Raw genomic sequence first — 17,065 nt, forward strand, 5'->3', positions numbered from 1 at the left:
TCATGCCCGCCGTCATCTTTCCCGGTCCCGAAGGCCGTCTTGAAGGACGCTTCAGCCCCGCTCCTCGTCCGCGCGCACCGGTTGCGATGATTTTACATCCGCACCCCCAGGGCGGCGGCACGATGAACGATCGTATCACGCAGGCGCTGTACAAGACCTTCGTGCGGCGCGGTTTTGCGACCTTGCGATTCAACTTCCGTGGCGTGGGCCGCAGCCAGGGCACGTTCGATAACGGTATCGGTGAGCTGTCCGATGCTGCTGCCGCGCTCGACTGGGTGCAGAGCTTTCATCCCGAGGCGCAGACCACCTGGGTCGCGGGCTTCAGCTTCGGCGCGCTGATCTCGATGCAGCTGCTGATGCGCCGCCCCGAGATTCGCGGCTTCATCTCGGTTGCGCCGCCTGCCAACATGTACGATTTCAGTTTCCTGGCGCCCTGCCCTGCCTCGGGCATCATCGTTCAGGGCGCAGCCGATACGGTGGTGACGCCAGGTGCGGTGCAGAAGTTGGTCGACAAGCTGCGGACCCAGAAGCACATCACCATCCATCATGACGAGATCGGCCGGGCGAACCACTTCTTCGAGCACGAACTCGACGATCTGATGCACTCGGTCGACAATTATCTCGACATGCGCCTGGCACCGGATTCGCCGATCCGCTGAGGCGGCGCTCGATACCTGAAAGTCGCGGGGGTGGTGATACCCCCCGCGCCTTCGATCAGCCGACCACCACGGTCTGTTCGATAACGCCGAAGATCGAATGTTCGCGGTCATCGTGCACGTCGATGCGCACGACATCGCCATCCTTCAGGAACGGCGTGGTCATCTCGCCGGTCTTGATCTTCTCCACCATCCGCAGCTCGGCAATGCAGCTGTAGCCAAGGCCACCTTCACTCACCGGACGACCGGGGCCGCCATCGCTGTCCCGGTTGGAAACGGTACCCGATCCGATGATCGAGCCTGCACGCACCCGCCGCGTCTTGGCGAGGTGCGAAATCAGCACCCCAAAATCGAACGTGCAATCATCCGATGCCACCGCCCTGCCGAACGGCTCGCCGTTGAGGTCCACCATCAGCGTGCGGTGCAATTTGCCATCCTGCCAATAATCGCCCAGCGCATCGGGGGTGACGAACACCGGCGAAAAGGCGCTGGCGGGCTTGGACTGGACAAAGCCGAAGCCCTTGGCGAGTTCATCGGGGATCAGGTTGCGCAGCGAGACATCGTTAACCAGTCCGACCAGCCGGATCGCGCGGCGCGCGTCTTCAGGCGACGCGCCCTGCGGAACGTCGCCGGTGACAACCACGATCTCAGCTTCAAGATCGCAGCCCCAGGCCTCGTCCTTGAGCTCGATCGGATCGCGCGGCCCCATCAGGTCGTCCGATCCGCCCTGATACATCAAAGGGTCGGTCCAGAAGCTCTCGGGAAGCTCGGCGCCGCGCGCCTTGCGCACCAGTTCGACGTGGTTGACATAGGCCGACCCATCGACCCACTGGAACGCACGCGGCAAGGGCGCATCGGCGTCGTGCTCGTGAAACCGTTCGCGCGGTATGACGCCATGTTCCAGATCGCGCGACAGCACTTCGAGATACGGCGCCATCCGGTCCCAGTCATCGAGTGCCGCCTGGAGCGTGGGCACCAGATGGCTGGCATCAGCATACCAGGCCAGATCGTTGGAAACGACGACCAGATGGCCATCGCGGCCGCTCTTCAGGGATGCTAGCTTCATCGGTGGGGTACCTTTTTCAGTGTCCAGACAGACAGGTGTTGTGCGCAACATAGTATCAGTTGAAACCGGAATGCAAGGCGAAACGGTGCGACTCAATCCCCGGTCAGTTCATCCGCCCGGTGCAGCAGCTTGCCCAGCAGGTTACCCAGTTGAGCCTGTTCCTGATCATCGAGGACCGCCAGCACCTGCGCCTCCATTTCCAGCGCCAGCGGCATGATCTCGCCATATAGCGCCCGGCCTGCGGGGGTGAGCGCAAGATGATGCGATCGGCCATCACTCATATTGGGCGCCCGCTGGATCAGCGCCCTGTCGCCGAGCGTCTTGGTTGCGCGGTTGACCGCAACCTTGTCCATCCGCGTGGCTGCGACCAGTTCACGTTGCGTAGCTTCGCCGACATCGCCCAGCACCGCCATCACCCGCCATTCGGGAATCTTCAGCCCAAAGCGCGTGCGGTATTCGCGGGCGATGAGATCGCTCACCGCATTCGAAGTGATCGAAATGCGATAGGGCAGAAAATCGGAGAGGCGGGTCATGTTGCGGGTCATGTTGCAGATCTCAGGCTATTCAATGTCCAGTTTGACGCCAAGCCAAATCGTACGCGGCGTGGCACGTTCGATGATGCCGGGTCCACTGATGCCAGCCTGAACGAGCGTATCGAAGAGATTTTCTCCGCGCAGTTCGACCAGCAGATTGTCGGTCAGTCGCAACGCCGCGCGTGCATCAAGCGTCAACGCATCTTCGAGCGCCAATTGCCCCAGATCGTCCTCGAACTGCGCGCCGACATAGCGCGCGGTGAGGTTCAGGCCGCTATCACCGCCCTGCGGAAACCAGCCAAGCGACGCGGTGGCGAAATGGCGCGGCACCTGCGCCGGACGCCGGCCATCGATCGCCGCCTGACCGGGAGTGGCGCGCACCTCGGCATAGACAAAGCTGTAGGCCGCCGCCAGATCGAAATCGCCGATATCCGCGCGCGCTTCCAGCTCGACGCCTTTCGCCTCGACCGCATCGAGATTCTGCCGCTGGCTGAACGCGCCTGCCCCGGACACGAAGCCGACACCGGGGAACGTGCCCGGACCCCGCGCCAGCGTGACGTTGGCGATGGCGTTGTCGAGCCGGTTCCAGAACACCGTCGCGCCCAGGCGGATCGTGTAGATCTCGTAATCCAGCCCCAGCTCGGCCCCGCGGAGCCGCTCCGGCGCAAGCGCGGCGTTCGCGGCGGTGGCATCGGGACCAACGCGGAAAGGCCGGTACAGCTCGTTCAGCGTCGGCAATCGCCAGCCTGTATAAGCCGCGCCCCGCAGCTTGAGCAGGCCGGCAGCATCCCAGGCAAAGCCCAGCCTGCCCGTGCCCTCCCAACCGTCACGGTCGGCAAAATCGGCGGTGGTGAGCGGCGCGCCGGTGGCGATGACCGTCTCGCGCAAGTGCCCATTGGCAAGCGACCAGTAATCGAGCCTGCCGCCGCCGGTGAGCAGCAGGTCAGTGCTCGCCTGCCAACTCGCTTCTGCAAAGGCACCCAGCGTTTCGCTGTCTCCGCCCGCCCGGCGCAACCGGGTGGGGCTGCCGGCCACAAAGGTGAATAGCTCGCGCGTCTCGCCCGTCGTGCGTCGCCATTCGGCCCCCAGCCGCAACTCGCCGCCGCTGCCGATCGATGGCCGGATTTCGACGCGCGCGCCCAAGCCAGTGGAGGGAGTGTTGAACTGGTCCAGGCTCTGGGTCACGGTCGCACGGTTGGCGCTGATGGCGCCGAAACTGCTTTCGAAGCTGCGCGTCTGGACATAGGCGAGCGCCGACCAGGGCAGGTTTCCGCGCCCCACCAGACGGATGCTGGCATCTGCGCCGGCGTTGTCGTTGTCGCTGAAGGCAAAGCCCCGCTCGCGCTGATCGGTGAAGGCACGCGCGCTGGCCTGCAACTCCGTCGTCGCGTTGAGCGGTGCGACGAAGCGCAGATTGACGCCCAACTGCTCGTACGGCGCAGCGCGGTCCACGGCGCCACGCTGCGAGGCGATGACCGGCACGAAGCCGTCGCCGCGCGCATATTGGGCAGACAGCGACAGCCCGCCCTGCCCCAAAGCCTGGCTGGTGCCGATGCTGGCCTCCAGCGAATCGCGGCTGCCATAGGCCATGTCCGCGTAAACGCTGGACTGGTCGGCAGCGATGCCAGCGCTTTCCAGTTCGATTGTTCCCGCCAGCGCGCCGGGGCCATCGCCACCGGTGCCGCCCCCGCGCCGGACGCGCACTGCGGCCAGATTGATCGCATCATAGCCGGGAAAGCTGATCCACCCGCCGAACGGATCGCTCTGCGGCACGCCGTCGAGGATCAACAGCGCCCGGCTGGAGGCATTGCCGCCCAGTCCGCGCAGGGTGATGCCCTGGCTGGTCGGGTTGGCGCTGCGTGCATCCGAACGCCGGAACTGCTGCAGCCCGGGGACCAGCCGCAAGGCGTTTTCCAGTCGCTGGCTGGGCTCATTGGCCAGCATGTCCGGCGTGATGGCGGTGATACTATAGGCGCGGTCGCCGATCGGCTCGGCCAGCGGGGCACCCACCACCGTGATCGGCGCATCCGGCCAGCTGATCGTGTCGGATGGCTGCTCCTGGGCCGCGGCCGGCGCAGCGGTCATCGCCGCTCCGAAGGCCGCCATGCTGGTGCAGGCCATCAGCTTGCAGATGCGGGTGATCATGCCGGCTTCACCCGGTCAGGGTGTGCATCGGCGAACGCGGGGATTGCCTGCAGTTCGGCATCGATCCTCGCCAGCCTCGGGTATGGCGTCAGATCCATGTCGAAACGGCGTGCATTGGCCACTTGCGGGACCAGACAAATGTCGGTGAGATCGGGGCTGGTGCCGCCGAACAGCCCGGTTTCGGGCGCCAGGGCCTCGAGCGCGGCAAAGCCCTCGGCGATCCAGTGCTTGTACCAGTCATCGATCGCGCGCTGCTCCTGCCCCATCTCAGACTTGAGGTACTGGAGCATCCGCAGATTGTTGACCGGGTGCGTATCGGCAATGATGATCATCGCCCGTGCCAGCATGGCCGCGCGCGCTGCAGGGTCTGCAGGAATCAGCCGCGGTTCGGGGCGGGTGGCATCGAGATAGTCGATGATCGCCAGCGACTGGGACAGATCATGCCCATCGATATGCAGCATCGGCACCAGCCCCTGCGGATTGCGCGCCACGTAATCGGGGGCCTTCTGCGCGCGGGACAGCAGGTCGGTGGGCACCGCCTGATAGGCGATCTGCTTGAGGTTCAGCGCGATCCGCACGCGGTAGCTGGCCGATGAACGCCAGTAATCGAACAGGATGGTCTCAGACATGGCGCGTGCTCCTTTTGGGGGTCGGGTGGCCGGGTCGCGCACCATATGGCTGCGACCTTGTGATGCAAGGCTTGTTTCCCGGCGGCAGGCCGCTAAGCCTCTCGCCATGGCCGCCTTGCCCGACCTTGTATTGTTCGCCAAATACCCGCTGCCGGGCTATGCCAAGACACGGCTGATCCCGGCGCTGGGTGCGCAAGGCGCTGCAAACGTTCACCGATATCTCGCAAGGCGCACTGTGGACACGCTGTTGCAAAGCGGCGCCCCGGTCGAAGTGCGTTATGCCGGCACAGACGAAACCGCGTTCCGGTCCTGGCTCGGCGATGGCGCAACATTTGCCAAACAGGTCGAAGGCGGCCTGACCGAACGGCTGATCGATGCGGGCCGCGACCACGGCCATGTCTTTTTAGGCGCCGATACGCCCGATCTTCAGGTGGCCCATGTGCGCGAGGCGATCGCTGCATTGGAAACGCATGACATCGTGATCGGCCCCGCAGAGGATGGCGGCTATTACCTGATCGGAATGCACCAGGCACGACCCGAGTTGCTCCACAACATGCCCTGGAGCACCGCCGAAGTGACGCCGGAAACGCTGCGCCGCTGCAAAGATCTCGGGCTTTCGGTCGCGCTGTTGCCCGTGCTCGCGGATTGCGACCGGCCCGAAGATCTGCAGCGATGGCCGGAACTGGCGCTGCTGGCATGACCGGTCATGCCTTGCCCGTCCGGGTCACGTTGATGATCCCGGCGCTCAACGAATCGAAGGCGCTGCCCGCGACCATTGCCAATGTCGCCGCGCTCGACCCTCAACCCGATGAGATCCTGCTGGTCGATGGCGGCAGCGAGGACGATACCGTGGCGCTGGCTCAGGCAGCAGGCTGGCGCGCGATTGTTTCGCCAACGCGCGGGCGCGGTCCGCAGATCAACTTTGGCGTCGAACAATCGGCCGGAGAGCTTGTCTGCATCCTCCACGCCGATAGCCTGCTGCCACCCGATGCCATCGCTCACATCCGCGCGGTGCTGGAGGATCGCAGGATCGCGCTTGCCACCTTCCTGCCCATCATCCGGGGCGAAAAGCTGCGCTGGTTCACCACCGCGCACAATTGGTGGAAGACCTATTACCCGCTGGTCACCCATCCGCATCTGTTCGCAAGGGGCGTGCGGCTGCTGTTCGGCGACCATGCCATGTTCTTTCGCCGCACCGATTACCTGCGAATCGGGGGCATCCCCGCCAGCGCCACGATCATGGAAGAGGCCGATCTTTGCATCGGCTTTGCCCGGATCGGGAAACTGAAGATGACCCGCAAGCCAGTGATCACATCGGACCGCCGCATTGCAGCATGGGGACCGCTGAAAGCGAACTACATCTATCTCAAGGTCGGGCTCGCCTGGACCTTCGGAATGCGCCATCGACTCAAGGACATGTATCCCGACATTCGGTAATCCGGGGGTTTTTGTGACATTAAGATGACAGCCAGGTGAATCTGCCGACCTTCAAATTTCGCATTCAAATTGACGGAACGTGCCATTTCGCACTTGCAACATAAACCATTCCATGTCATTTCGGCGTTGAGCACGAAACTCCTGTTCAGGAAGTATGAAAATGAAAATGAAAGCTGCAATCGCCGCGATCGCATTGACCACGATGGTCGGCGCTCCGGTTCTCGCCCAGGCTGCCGGTCGCGTGACCGCCGCCTCGACCGAAGAAAACGAAGCTGAAGGCAGCACCGGCATCATCATCGGTGTCGTTGCGGCTGCTGCCGTTGTCGGCGGCATCATCATCATCGCTGATGATGATGAGCCCAACAGCCCCTGATTTCTTCAGGCTAACGCTATCGAGAAAAGGGCGGCCCCACGGGTCGCCCTTTTTTTTGGCTGATGGAACCGGTGGCCCCGGTGTGCGCTGCGACCGGCTACGGGGGCCAGCCGCCTGTATCGCATTGCGTGGCCCTGACTTCCACCTCCCGGCCCTGTTGCTACTTACCGGTTTTTTAACCGGGACACGCCTAGACCGGACTTCTATGGTGCGCCGTGCTGCGGCACGCGAGCCGACCACTTTCGGGGATTGAGCATGCTGTCCGACAAGAAGCCTGAAGTTTGTGTGTTGGGTCTGGGCTATATCGGTCTTCCCACGGCTGCGATCATCGCGCGCTCAGGCTGCCGCGTACTGGGCGTCGATGTGTCCGAGCATGTCGTCAGCACCATTGCCGAAGGCCGCATCCATATCGAGGAGGTCGATCTCGATGGCCTGGTGCAAGGCGTCGTCGCGCGCGGGATGCTGCGCACGTCGCTGCAGGTCGAATCAGCAGATGTCTTCGTGATCGCGGTGCCGACCCCGTTCGACGAGAATCACGCGCCCGACATCAGCTATGTCCTGCAGGCCGCGAGCAGCATCGCCGCGGTGCTGAAACCTGGCGACTGCATCATCCTCGAATCGACGTCACCGGTGGGCACCACCGAAGAGATGCGCGACATGATCGCCAAGCTGCGTCCCGACCTCAAGGTGCCTGGGCTGACCGCCGATATCCCCGATATCGCCATCGCCTATTGTCCCGAGCGCGTCCTGCCCGGCCGTATCCTCGAAGAGCTGACCAACAATGATCGCTCGATCGGCGGCATCACGCCGCGCTGCGCGCGCAAGGCGCTGACCTTCTACCGCCGCTTCGTGCGCGGCGAGTGCATCACCACCGATGCGCGCTCGGCCGAGATGACCAAGCTGGTCGAAAACGCCTATCGCGACGTCAACATCGCCTTTGCCAACGAGCTGTCGATCGTCGCCGACCGCATGGGGCTGGACGTGTGGGAGGTGATTCGCCTCGCCAACCGCCACCCGCGCGTCAACATCCTGCAGCCCGGCCCCGGTGTGGGGGGACATTGCATTGCCGTCGACCCCTGGTTCATCATCCACGGCGCGCCCGATGAAACCCCGCTGATTCGCACTGCGCGCTGGGTCAACGATGGCAAGATCGGCCATGTGCTGACAAAGGCCGGCGAGCTGATCGACGCCCATGCCACCGCCCGCATCGCGTGCCTGGGTCTGGCATTCAAGGCGAATATCGACGATTTCCGCGAAAGCCCGGCCAACAAGGTTGCGCTGGCATTGGCGCAAAAATACGGCAGCCGCATCTCGATCGTCGAACCTTATGCGCAGGGCCTGCCGCCCGCGTACGACGGCCTGGGCGCGCAGCTGATCGATGTCGACGACGCCATCAAAAGCTGCGACCTGTTCATCGTGCTGGTCGATCACGACGTGTTCAAGTCGATCCCGCTCGCCGAGCGCGCCAACAAGCTGGTCTATGACACGCGCGGTATCTGGCCCGACCAGCCCGCCAAGCCGGAACGCGCCAACGGCCATTTGCGCCTCGCCGGCTGATCAGGCACACCATCGCCATGTCCATTCTTGTAACCGGAGCAGCCGGGTTCATCGGCCACGCCCTGATCCGCGCGCTGCTGCAGCGTGGCGAGCAGGTGGTCGGCATCGACAACCTCAACCCTTATTACGATCCGGCGCTCAAGCATGCGCGGCTGGCCGATCTGGCGACGGTGAACACAGGGCGTTTCGACTTCATCGAGCTCGATTTTGCCGATCACACCCCGCTGGAGACAGCGCTGGATACGCATGCGTTCGAGCACATCGTGCATCTCGGCGCGCAGGCAGGCGTGCGTTACAGCATCGACAATCCGCGCGCCTATGTTCAGTCAAACCTCGTCGGCCATCTCAACATGCTCGAATTGGCGCGCGCGCGTGGCACCGCGCAATTCGTCTATGCCTCGTCTTCGTCGGTGTACGGCAACAGCGCCGACAGCCCGTTTCGCGTCGATGCCAGGGTCGATCATCCCGTCTCGCTCTATGCGGCCACCAAGAAGGCCGATGAGCTGATGAGCGAGACGTACGCGCATCTGTATCGCCTGCCGATGACGGGGCTGCGCTTCTTCACCGTGTACGGCCCCTGGGGCCGGCCAGACATGGCGCTGTGGAAGTTCACCCGCGCGATCCTGCAGGGCGAGCCGATCGATGTGTACAACCATGGCGACATGCGCCGGGACTTTACCTATATCGATGACATCATCGCAGGCGTTCTGGCGGTCATCGACCAGCCCCCCGCAGATGATGGCCTGGTGAAGCCCGGCGGCAGTGTGTCCCCACACCGCATCTACAACATCGGCAACAATCAGCCCGAACCGCTAGGCCGGATGATCGATGTCATCGAGGCGGCGTGCGGCAGGCCTGCGGTCCGCAACATGCTGCCGATGCAGCCGGGCGATGTGTACGAAACCTATGCCGATATCAGCGCGATCCAGGCCGACCTGGGCTATGCCCCCGTCACCACGATCGACACCGGCATCCCGCGTTTCGTCGAGTGGTATCGCAGCTACACCGGCTGCTGACTTGCGGGCGCCACCAATGCGCCGTAACCCTAGCAAGTGACCGGTCAAACCCCCGGCGATGCAGGAGACTCAAGGCACTATGCTGATCATCGAAGGCTGGCTGCACTTTGCGCCGGGCGAAATCGACAAATTTGCCGAGGCGGCCCGCATCATGGTCGAGGAAACCCGCAAGGAAGACGGGTGCCTGCATTATGCCTTTGCACGCGACATGAACGATCCCGACATTCTGCGCATCACCGAGCGCTGGACCGACGAAGCCGCGCTAGATGCGCATTCGAAGTCTCCGCACATGGCGGCATTCGGCGCAGGCCTTGCGCAGGTCGAACGGGTCGGAGCCGACATCCGGCTGTACATTGGCGACGAGGTCCGGCGCATCATGTAGGTCTTGCAGCGCCCCCGCCGCTCCACCATATCGCCGACATGAGCACAGACAGCAGCAGCATGCCGACATGGCATGGAACCACCATCGTCGGCATTCGCAAGAACGGCAAGGCGGTGATCGCAGGCGATGGCCAGGTATCGATGGGCCAGACCGTCATGAAGCCCAACGCGCGCAAGGTGCGCCGTCTGGGCGATGGATCGGTGATCGGCGGCTTTGCCGGCGCGACCGCGGACGCCTTCACCCTGTTCGAACGGCTCGAAGGCAAGCTCGAACGGCATTCGGGGCAGCTGATGCGCGCTGCCGTCGAGCTCGCCAAGGACTGGCGCACCGACAAGTACCTGCGCAACCTGGAAGCGATGATGATCGTCGCCGACAAGGAGGTCACATTGATCCTCACCGGCAACGGCGATGTGCTGGAGCCTGTCGATGGCGTTGCCGCGATTGGATCGGGCGGCAACTTTGCGCTCGCCGCCGCGCGCGCGCTGATGGACTATGAACAGGACGCCGAGATAATCGCGCGCAAGGCGATGAAGGTCGCTGCGGACGTCTGCGTCTATACCAACGAATGCGTCACCCTGGAGGTGATTCCCGACGCCGCCGCCTGAGGCGCGCGCCCTTCCCGTCTCTATAAAGAAGACACCCCATGACTGATATGTTGACCCCCAAATCCATTGTCGCCGCGCTCGATGCCCACATCATCGGGCAGCAGGATGCCAAGCGTGCCGTCGCTGTCGCCTTGCGCAACCGCTGGCGCCGCCAGCGCCTGCCCGCCGAGCTGCGCGACGAGGTGACGCCCAAGAACATCCTGATGATCGGCCCAACGGGCTGCGGCAAGACCGAGATTTCACGGCGACTGGCCAAGCTTGCCGATGCGCCGTTCATCAAGATCGAGGCGACCAAGTTCACCGAAGTGGGCTATGTCGGCCGCGATGTCGACCAGATCGCGCGCGATCTGGTGGAAGACGCTGTACGGCTGGAAAAGGACCGCAGGCGCGAAAAGGTCCGCGAGGCCGCATCCGAAGCCGCGATGGAACGGCTGCTCAACGCCCTGGTCGGTGACAGCGCCAGCGAAGCGACGCGTCAGAGCTTTCGCCAGCGCATCCAGGACAACCACATGAACGATACAGAGGTCGAGATCGAGGTCGATGCGACGCCCAACATGCCGATGGAAATCCCCGGCATGGGCGGCCAGGTCGGCATGATCAACCTCAGCGACATGATGGGCAAGGCGTTCGGCCAGAAGCGCAGCAAGCCGCGCAAGATGCGGCTTGCCGATGCGTGGGACAAGCTGGTCGAGGAAGAATCCGAAAAGCGGATGGACCAGGACGACGTCGCGCGCGTCGCGCTGGCAGACGCCGAAGCCAACGGCATCGTGTTCCTTGACGAGATCGACAAGATCGCGGTGTCCGATGTGCGCGGCGGATCGGTGAGCCGCGAAGGCGTGCAGCGCGACCTGCTGCCGCTGATCGAGGGCACTACGGTGGCCACGAAATACGGGCCGATGAAGACCGACCATGTGCTGTTTATCGCATCGGGCGCGTTCCACATCGCCAAGCCCAGCGATATGCTGCCCGAACTACAGGGTCGTCTGCCGATCCGGGTCGAGCTGAAGGCCTTGAGCGAGGAGGATTTCTTCCACATCCTCACCCAGACCAAGGCCAATCTGGCGCAGCAATACAGCGCGCTGCTGGGTACCGAGGAACTGACGCTTGAGATCACCGAGGATGCGCTGCGCGAAGTCGCGCGGATCGCAGCATCGGTGAACGAGAGCGTCGAGAACATCGGCGCACGGCGGCTACAGACGGTGATGGAAAAGCTGCTGGAAGAGATCAGCTTCAACGCCGAGGATCACAGCGGCGAGACGTTCACCGTCGATGCCGACTATGTGAGGAAACAGCTGGCCGGAATCGCGAAGAACACGGATCTGAGCAAGTACGTCCTCTAGATCAAGCGGCCGCCCATGCGAACAGCTGGGCGGTCCTTGGCCGCGCCGATCCACCCGCATGGTCCGGGTCGGCGCGCCACGACATTAGCGCGAGGTTAACTATAGCCTGCTAGCTCCCTGGCATGCCGTTTGGATCTCATCCCGTGCTGCGCCAGCTTTATCTGGAAATGACCGTTCATTTCCACAACATCTCGTCCGACCTAAACCAGGGGCAGATGGTCGCCAGCCGGACGGGCGACGAATTCGCGCTGCGACAGATGCAGCGGATCAGTGCCGCACTGATGCCGATGGTGCCGTCCGTAATCGTGATCGGCGGCCTTCTGGCATTCGCCACCTGGGGCACGCCGGCGTTCTATGCCGTGATATTCGGCTCGGTCTTGAGCCTCATGTGCATGCTGGCAACAATCCCCCTCCACCTTCGGTTGCGCACATTGGCGGACCAGCCCGTCCGCCTCCAGGAAAGCCTGCCGCGCATCGGCAGGCAGCTGACAGCGGTGGCGTTGGTTTCGGGAATCAGCTGGTCGACCATCATCGCCGGTCTTTTGATGTCCGGCATACCGCAATTGAGTGACATGGCGATCACGATCAGCATCGCGACAACCGCCATCGGTACGCTGTGCTATCTTTCGCTGCCTGCGACAAACCTCGTCTGGCTCACCTCGATGGGCAGCGGGCTGTGTGTGGCCCTCGAGGTCGCCGGACGGCAGATGTCGGGATATTTCTATCTGCTGCTGGCGGTGTTCTGCTTCATGATGTGGCGCAGCACCATGGTCATCTGGCGGCATTATGCCGAAGCCATTCTGCAATCGCATGAGCTGGCAGAGGCCCGCGAGCGCGAATTTCTGGCGGAACAGCACAAGGCCAGTGAAAAGGCCGAACAGGAACTGCGCGCCCAGAAATTGCTCGCAGAGCAGCACGACCGTCACATGGCTGAGCGTCGACGAGCCAGAGCAGGCCTGGCCGAAGCCTTTGACCGGTCCGTCATACAGACGATCGAAAGCCTGGGCACGGCCCTCACCCGCCTGGGGGTCTGCGCTTCGGCGCTGCACGAGATTGGCGAAGAAACAGGCCATAGCGCGGCTCAGGTCAATGCGCGCGCCGCCAATGTCGGCCATTCCGTGCAGAATGTATCAGGCGCTGCGGCGCAACTCAGCCAGTCGGCGCAGTTGATTGTTCAGCGGGTCGAGGACCAGCACCTGGCAGCGACCGCCGCCCGGGCCTCGTCTCTCGAAGGCAGTGAGGCGGTCGGTGCCCTGGCGCATCAGGCCGCGAAGGTGTCGCAGATCGCGACCCTCATCCAGGATATCGCCTCACAGACCAACCTGCTTGCGCTGAACGCCACGATCGAGGCGGCCCGCGCCGGCGAGGCCGGGCGCGGGTTTGCCATCGTCGCGCAAGAGGTCAAGCAGCTTGCAGGTCAGACCCGCGGTGCCATCAATTCGGTCGGCCAGACCGTGGATGGTATCCGTACCCGGATGACGCTGGCCGAAAACACCATCGATTCGATTGCAGACCAGATCGATCTGGTCAGCGACGGCGCGGCACATATCGCGAAGGTCATCAGCGAACAGCGCGAAGCCACCGTGGGCATCAACACCCATGCGCATCAGGTGGCGCACGACGCGCGGTCGATGGAAGAAACCGCCCGCACCGTCAGCCACAACGCTGTTCGCGTCAAATCCATGTCCGACGACATCCGCGCGCTGACGGTGCAGCTCGACCAACAGGCCAGCGTGCTGCGGGCGGCCAGCGCAGAGTTTCTTGCCGAACTCAAGACAGGCTGAAACGCGGTTCATCGCATTCGCCAGGCAAAGCCGGGTGATATGCTGGGCAAGCTGCACGACCCGCGCTATCATTGCAGTACCATGGCCAATTTCATGTCATGTTCATGCGTCGCTGGCCACCACGCGGCCATGACAGCAATGCCTTTTATCGCCGTGACGCAGGTAGAAATGCAGCAGACGACCAGACCCGACAGATCGTCCGCCTTATCTTTCGTGCCACGGCTGCTCGCATTGGTCGCCGCGTTGATGCTGGCGGTGCAACCGGCTGCGGCGCAATCCATCCTGCGCGATGCCGAAACCGAGGCTCTGCTCGCGGACATGTCGCGCGAACTGATCATCGCTGCCGGATTGCTCCCCAGCAACGTCAACGTCGTCGTCATCAACGATCGCAGCATCAACGCCTTTGTTGCCGGGACGCAGGACGTCTACATCCACAGCGGACTGGTCGAAGCTGCAGACAGCGTCAACGAGGTTCAGGGCGTCATCGCGCACGAACTGGGCCATATCGCTCTGGGCCATTCGATCACTCGGTCCGAAAGCGCCTCGAAGGCTGGCAACATTACCATTCTGTCGCTGCTGCTGGGGATTGCCGCTGTCGCTGCTGGCGCTGGCGAGGCGGGGCTTGGCATCATGGGCGCCGGCCAACAGGCAGCGCTCGGCAATTTCCTGGCGCACACGCGCGGCGAGGAAGCGGGCGCCGATGTCGCGGGCGCAAAGTATCTCTCGCAGGCCGGGCTCACCGGCAAGGGTTCAATCAACTTCTTCAAGAAGCTGCAGAACCTGGAGTTCCGCCTCGCGATCCCGCAGGAAGACAGCTACAACCGTTCGCACCCGCTCTCGGGCGAACGCATCACGCTGCTGCAGGAAATCTACCAGAACGATCCGGCCTATGACCGCGCGGTCGATCCGGACCTGGAAGCCCGCTTTCAACGGATCAAGGCAAAGCTGACCGGTTATGTGGCTGACCCGGATGAAACCCTGCGCGATTACCCGGAGACCGATCAGAGCGTACCAGCACGCTATGCCCGCGCCTATGCCTGGCACAAGAGCGCCTATCCAGAAAAGGCGCTGGCAGAGGCTCGGTCATTACTCGCCGAAGCGCCGGACGATCCCTATTTTCTCGAGATCTACGGCCAGATCCTGCTCGAATCCGGGCGCCCGAAAGAGGCACTGGTGCCGCTGCAAAAGGCGGTTGCGACCACCAATTCGCAATCCTTGATTGCAGGCGTCTATGGCCACGCGCTGATTGCCAGCGAAGACCCGGCCAACCTGCCCGAGGCAGAGCGCGTGCTGCGTGCGTCGCTGGCGCGCGATGCGGAAAACCCGTTCGCCTGGTATCAGTTGGGCGTGGTCTATGAAAGCCGGGGCGACAGGCCGCGCGCCGCGCTAGCCAGTGCGGAGCGCTACGTGCTCCAGGGCAATGCCCCGCTGGCGCTGCGCAGCGCAGAAGAGGCGATGATCGGCCTGCCGCAGGGCAGCGCAGACTGGATCCGCGCCCAGGATATTGCCATTCTTGCTCGCGATGCGGTTGAACGACAACCACGCCGCCGCTAAGCCTCTCTTCACTAAACCGACTTGCATCAACCAAAGGCCCGCCATGACAAACCAAGCGTCTTCCTCAGGCGAGGCCCGGACAGGGAAATTGCTGATTATGGGCGTCGCCGCTTTTCTAACCGTCGCCGCGGGCGCCGGCGCCTTGATGTTGCACAGCGGTGCGACTGCAACTTCGGCGGCACCAGCTGCGCTCGATGCCGACAAGGCAGCAGCAGCGGCGGGATTTGATGCCAATGACAAGGCCGCGATCGAGGCGATCGTGCGTGCCTATATCCTGGAAAATCCCGAGATCATCCCAGAGGCTGTCGAACAGCTGCGCGGCAAACAGGCCGCCCAGCGTATCAATGCGGTGCGCGGCAAGATCGAAAAGCCCTATGCCGCCGCCTTTGCCGGCAACCCCAATGGCGATGTGGTGCTGGTCGAATATTCCGACTTCGCTTGCGGCTTCTGTCGCCAGAGCGTCAGTGACGTCGCGCGGCTGGTGAGCGAGGACAAGAACCTCAAGATCGTCTTCCACGAACTGCCGATCCTCTCGGACGAAAGCCGCGTCGCAGCCGCCTGGGGCATGGCCGCCGCGCAGCAGGGCAAATATTACGCTTTCTACAAGGCGATGTTCGATGCTGGACGCCCCAGCCAGGCGACGATCGAGCAGGCTGCCAAGGCCTCGGGGCTCGACATGGCCCAGGCGCGCACATTCGTCGCCAGCAAACAGGCAGACGAGGTCATCGACGGCAACATCCGCATCGCCCAGCAGCTCGAGTTCAGCGGAACGCCCAGTTGGGTGGTCGGCAACAAGGTGCTGAACGGTGCGGTCGGCTATGGCGAACTGAAGGCAGCGATTGACGAGGTCAGGTCGGCGAAGAAAGTCGCAGGCTAAGGCCCATGCGCGCCGTCTGGCAAAGCGCAGCGGCTCTGGCGCTGGCCTGTGGCTTGGCCAGCAGCAATGGTGCAGGCGCAATGCCTGCCGCTGACCAGGAGCAATCGCTGAGCGACCTGCGCGAAGCCGACGTGCGCGTGCTTTCGGTCGGATACCGGCTCGCGACCGCCAACGCTCCGTTTTGCCGGGTGACCGAAAACGCCGCAGGGCTCGCGCTGCACCATATCGGTCAATATCCCGATGCAACGGCAGCCAGGGCATCGTTCGGCTTTGACCGCGATTTTGCCGTGCTGGCCCTGGTGGCAGACGGCCCTGGCACGCGCGCGGGGTTGCGCCCCGATGATGCGGTGGTGTCGCTGAACGGCGGGCCCCTCTCCCCTGCCCCGGCTGAACTGGCCGCCATTGACCAGCCCGCCGCCTATCGTCCGATTGCCTGGGCCGTTGCAAAGCTTCGCGCGGCGCTGGGCACCGGGCCGGTACAGCTTGGAGTGCTCCGCGATGGATCACTTGCCGAGATCACCATCACCGGAACACCCGCCTGCCGCAGCCGCTTCGAACTGCGGCCCAGCAACACTTATGGCGCATCTGCCGATGGCGACATCATCGGCATCACCAGTGCGATGCTCGGCTTCATGGTTGACGATGACGAACTCGCCGCGATCCTGGCGCACGAAATGGCGCACAATCTGCTGGAACATCGGCGGCGGCTGAACGATGCCGGCATCCAGCGCGGGCTGATGCAGCAATTGGGCCGCAACGCACGGCTGACGCTGGAGACCGAGATCGAGGCTGACCGGCTGTCGATCTGGCTGATGGCCAACGCCGGTTATGATCCTGCCGGCGCGATCCGCTTCTGGACCCGCTATGGCAAGCAGCGCGGCAAGGGCATCTTCTCCGCACCGACGCATTACCGCTGGAAGAAGCGGGTGGGTCTATTCCAGGAGGAGATGGCGAAGCTCACCGCCGCCGCCAAAGATGCCCGCGGCTGGTATCCGCCGCTGCTGGCGGCCCCGCTAGAACCGCTGGAATAAGCGCCGAAGCCTGCTGCGCTTGGGCGCATTTTTCGCTTTGCCCCCCTGATCATTTCGTTTCGCCGCACTTTGGGAGTCGC

At 63.5% G+C, this 17,065-nt stretch carries 17 protein-coding genes; 13 read left to right on the forward strand and 4 right to left on the reverse strand.

Going from position 1 to position 17,065, the window contains the following annotated elements:
- Nucleotides 1-2: 2 nt before the first annotated feature.
- Nucleotides 3-659 carry an alpha/beta hydrolase gene (locus D618_RS0110320; protein WP_017671437.1) on the forward strand — a complete coding sequence of 219 codons (657 nt, stop codon included), beginning with the start codon at nucleotides 3-5 and terminating at the stop codon, nucleotides 657-659.
- A gap of 55 nt (nucleotides 660-714) precedes the next feature.
- On the opposite strand, the gene D618_RS0110325 is transcribed toward D618_RS0110320, so the two are convergent.
- From D618_RS0110325 to maiA, 4 genes are all read right to left on the reverse strand, one after another.
- On the reverse strand, nucleotides 715-1,722 hold the full coding sequence (locus D618_RS0110325) for a fumarylacetoacetate hydrolase family protein (RefSeq protein WP_017671438.1): 1,008 nt from the start codon (nucleotides 1,720-1,722) through the stop codon (nucleotides 715-717).
- Between the two features lie 92 nt (nucleotides 1,723-1,814).
- Nucleotides 1,815-2,255, reverse strand: coding sequence for a MarR family winged helix-turn-helix transcriptional regulator (locus tag D618_RS0110330; protein ID WP_238550641.1), 441 nt, complete (start codon nucleotides 2,253-2,255; stop codon nucleotides 1,815-1,817).
- 27 nt (nucleotides 2,256-2,282) lie between these two features.
- Complete coding sequence (locus tag D618_RS0110335) at nucleotides 2,283-4,400, reverse strand: TonB-dependent receptor (protein ID WP_017671440.1); 2,118 nt, start codon at nucleotides 4,398-4,400, stop codon at nucleotides 2,283-2,285.
- The gene (maiA, locus tag D618_RS0110340; RefSeq protein ID WP_017671441.1) at nucleotides 4,397-5,029 is read right to left on the reverse strand and encodes a maleylacetoacetate isomerase; all 633 of its coding nucleotides are present in this window, start codon (nucleotides 5,027-5,029) and stop codon (nucleotides 4,397-4,399) included. The genes D618_RS0110335 and maiA overlap by 4 nt, the downstream gene beginning before the upstream one ends.
- Before the next feature lie 106 nt (nucleotides 5,030-5,135).
- Here maiA and D618_RS0110345 point away from each other — a divergent pair, with 106 nt between their 5' ends.
- The 12 genes from D618_RS0110345 to D618_RS18200 all read left to right on the forward strand — a co-directional run bounded on the left by D618_RS0110345 (nucleotide 5,136) and on the right by D618_RS18200 (nucleotide 16,985).
- Entirely contained in the window at nucleotides 5,136-5,729 is a 594-nt protein-coding gene (locus tag D618_RS0110345; RefSeq protein WP_017671442.1) for a TIGR04282 family arsenosugar biosynthesis glycosyltransferase, read from the forward strand.
- Complete coding sequence (locus D618_RS0110350) at nucleotides 5,726-6,466, forward strand: glycosyltransferase (RefSeq protein WP_017671443.1); 741 nt, start codon at nucleotides 5,726-5,728, stop codon at nucleotides 6,464-6,466. The genes D618_RS0110345 and D618_RS0110350 overlap by 4 nt, the downstream gene beginning before the upstream one ends.
- Nucleotides 6,467-6,626: 160 nt before the next feature.
- The gene (locus D618_RS0110355; protein WP_026091534.1) at nucleotides 6,627-6,839 is read left to right on the forward strand and encodes a hypothetical protein; all 213 of its coding nucleotides are present in this window, start codon (nucleotides 6,627-6,629) and stop codon (nucleotides 6,837-6,839) included.
- Between the two features lie 255 nt (nucleotides 6,840-7,094).
- Nucleotides 7,095-8,396 (forward strand): UDP-N-acetyl-D-mannosamine dehydrogenase, encoded by a 1,302-nt coding sequence (wecC, locus tag D618_RS0110360; RefSeq protein ID WP_017671445.1) that lies wholly within the window; start codon nucleotides 7,095-7,097, stop codon nucleotides 8,394-8,396.
- A 17-nt stretch (nucleotides 8,397-8,413) separates the two neighbouring features.
- Nucleotides 8,414-9,412 carry an NAD-dependent epimerase/dehydratase family protein gene (locus D618_RS0110365; protein WP_017671446.1) on the forward strand — a complete coding sequence of 333 codons (999 nt, stop codon included), beginning with the start codon at nucleotides 8,414-8,416 and terminating at the stop codon, nucleotides 9,410-9,412.
- 79 nt (nucleotides 9,413-9,491) lie between these two features.
- Nucleotides 9,492-9,794 carry a putative quinol monooxygenase gene (locus D618_RS0110370; RefSeq protein ID WP_017671447.1) on the forward strand — a complete coding sequence of 101 codons (303 nt, stop codon included), beginning with the start codon at nucleotides 9,492-9,494 and terminating at the stop codon, nucleotides 9,792-9,794.
- A 59-nt stretch (nucleotides 9,795-9,853) separates the two neighbouring features.
- Nucleotides 9,854-10,399 (forward strand): ATP-dependent protease subunit HslV, encoded by a 546-nt coding sequence (gene hslV / locus D618_RS0110375; protein ID WP_193746711.1) that lies wholly within the window; start codon nucleotides 9,854-9,856, stop codon nucleotides 10,397-10,399.
- Nucleotides 10,400-10,437: 38 nt separating this feature from the next.
- Nucleotides 10,438-11,739, forward strand: a complete 1,302-nt coding sequence (gene hslU / locus D618_RS0110380; RefSeq protein ID WP_026091535.1) for an ATP-dependent protease ATPase subunit HslU — start codon at nucleotides 10,438-10,440, stop codon at nucleotides 11,737-11,739.
- A 122-nt stretch (nucleotides 11,740-11,861) separates the two neighbouring features.
- Nucleotides 11,862-13,523, forward strand: coding sequence for a methyl-accepting chemotaxis protein (locus D618_RS0110385; protein WP_017671450.1), 1,662 nt, complete (start codon nucleotides 11,862-11,864; stop codon nucleotides 13,521-13,523).
- A 246-nt stretch (nucleotides 13,524-13,769) separates the two neighbouring features.
- Nucleotides 13,770-15,077: a M48 family metalloprotease gene (locus D618_RS0110390; RefSeq protein ID WP_238550657.1), complete on the forward strand. Its 1,308-nt coding sequence runs from the start codon at nucleotides 13,770-13,772 to the stop codon at nucleotides 15,075-15,077.
- A gap of 145 nt (nucleotides 15,078-15,222) precedes the next feature.
- The gene (locus D618_RS0110395; RefSeq protein WP_040370559.1) at nucleotides 15,223-15,954 is read left to right on the forward strand and encodes a DsbA family protein; all 732 of its coding nucleotides are present in this window, start codon (nucleotides 15,223-15,225) and stop codon (nucleotides 15,952-15,954) included.
- 5 nt (nucleotides 15,955-15,959) lie between these two features.
- Nucleotides 15,960-16,985 carry a M48 family metallopeptidase gene (locus tag D618_RS18200; protein WP_017671453.1) on the forward strand — a complete coding sequence of 342 codons (1,026 nt, stop codon included), beginning with the start codon at nucleotides 15,960-15,962 and terminating at the stop codon, nucleotides 16,983-16,985.
- Nucleotides 16,986-17,065 lie beyond the last annotated feature (80 nt).

Source organism: Blastomonas sp. AAP53 (assembly GCF_000331245.1).
Lineage (GTDB): Bacteria > Pseudomonadota > Alphaproteobacteria > Sphingomonadales > Sphingomonadaceae > Blastomonas.

Excerpts from the sequence above, each read along its gene's own strand:
- D618_RS0110355 (WP_026091534.1), top strand. The coding sequence starts at position 6,627 with ATGAAAATGAAAGCTGCAATCGCCGCGATCGCATTGACCACGATGGTC.
- hslU (WP_026091535.1), top strand. The coding sequence starts at position 10,438 with ATGACTGATATGTTGACCCCCAAATCCATTGTCGCCGCGCTCGATGCC.
- wecC (WP_017671445.1), top strand. The coding sequence starts at position 7,095 with ATGCTGTCCGACAAGAAGCCTGAAGTTTGTGTGTTGGGTCTGGGCTAT.
- hslV (WP_193746711.1), top strand. The coding sequence starts at position 9,854 with ATGCCGACATGGCATGGAACCACCATCGTCGGCATTCGCAAGAACGGC.
- D618_RS0110350 (WP_017671443.1), top strand. The coding sequence starts at position 5,726 with ATGACCGGTCATGCCTTGCCCGTCCGGGTCACGTTGATGATCCCGGCG.
- D618_RS0110395 (WP_040370559.1), top strand. The coding sequence starts at position 15,223 with ATGTTGCACAGCGGTGCGACTGCAACTTCGGCGGCACCAGCTGCGCTC.
- D618_RS0110370 (WP_017671447.1), top strand. The coding sequence starts at position 9,492 with ATGCTGATCATCGAAGGCTGGCTGCACTTTGCGCCGGGCGAAATCGAC.
- D618_RS18200 (WP_017671453.1), top strand. The coding sequence starts at position 15,960 with ATGCGCGCCGTCTGGCAAAGCGCAGCGGCTCTGGCGCTGGCCTGTGGC.
- D618_RS0110385 (WP_017671450.1), top strand. The coding sequence starts at position 11,862 with ATGCCGTTTGGATCTCATCCCGTGCTGCGCCAGCTTTATCTGGAAATG.
- D618_RS0110325 (WP_017671438.1), bottom strand. The coding sequence starts at position 1,722 with ATGAAGCTAGCATCCCTGAAGAGCGGCCGCGATGGCCATCTGGTCGTC.
- D618_RS0110335 (WP_017671440.1), bottom strand. The coding sequence starts at position 4,400 with ATGATCACCCGCATCTGCAAGCTGATGGCCTGCACCAGCATGGCGGCC.
- D618_RS0110330 (WP_238550641.1), bottom strand. The coding sequence starts at position 2,255 with ATGACCCGCCTCTCCGATTTTCTGCCCTATCGCATTTCGATCACTTCG.
- D618_RS0110365 (WP_017671446.1), top strand. The coding sequence starts at position 8,414 with ATGTCCATTCTTGTAACCGGAGCAGCCGGGTTCATCGGCCACGCCCTG.
- D618_RS0110345 (WP_017671442.1), top strand. The coding sequence starts at position 5,136 with ATGGCCGCCTTGCCCGACCTTGTATTGTTCGCCAAATACCCGCTGCCG.
- D618_RS0110390 (WP_238550657.1), top strand. The coding sequence starts at position 13,770 with ATGCTGGCGGTGCAACCGGCTGCGGCGCAATCCATCCTGCGCGATGCC.
- D618_RS0110320 (WP_017671437.1), top strand. The coding sequence starts at position 3 with ATGCCCGCCGTCATCTTTCCCGGTCCCGAAGGCCGTCTTGAAGGACGC.
- maiA (WP_017671441.1), bottom strand. The coding sequence starts at position 5,029 with ATGTCTGAGACCATCCTGTTCGATTACTGGCGTTCATCGGCCAGCTAC.